A 531-nucleotide genomic window follows, 5' to 3' on the forward strand; every position below is an offset into this window, starting at 1 on the left:
CGGAAGGGATTCTCAGGCCAGGGCAACAGCTCATTCAACCGATTGTTCGGCCAGTCAGGCAGCCGGCTGAGGACATCACGTAACCAGACCCAGGGCTCATGTCCGTTGGCTCTGGCGGTTTCCAGCAGGCTCATTATCATGGCCGCCCGTTGCCCCGCGGGCAGTGAACCCGCAAAAAGCCAGTTCTTTCGGCCAAGCGCCACACCCCGGACCGCATTCTCCGCCCGGTTGTTGTCTATCGGCACCCGGCCATCATCCAGATAACACACCAGCGCCAGCCAGCGCTTCAGCGTATAATCTATCGCTTTGCGTAACCCGGAGTTGGGCGCCGTTTGGGTCTGCATCGTCTGCAACCAGGACCGGAACTCATTCAGCCACGGCCGGGCATAACGCTGTCGCCACTGACGCCGTTTATCCGGTGGCCGGTGTTTGATTTTTCGCTCCAGCTTGTACAGGTCACGAATGCCATCCAGCGCCTGTTTCGCCACCGGACTTTGGCTCGCTTTGTATTGGTCAAAGAATTTGCGGCGG

General features: G+C 59.3%; 1 protein-coding gene. It reads right to left on the bottom strand.

The features are described from left to right. On the bottom strand, positions 1-531 hold a 531-nt coding region (gene tnpC / locus ABR397_RS25535), incomplete at both ends, for an IS66 family transposase (RefSeq protein ID WP_350307755.1).

Origin of the sequence: Photorhabdus viridis (genome assembly GCF_040256935.1) — a bacterium.
GTDB classification, from domain to species: Bacteria; Pseudomonadota; Gammaproteobacteria; order Enterobacterales; family Enterobacteriaceae; genus Photorhabdus; species Photorhabdus viridis.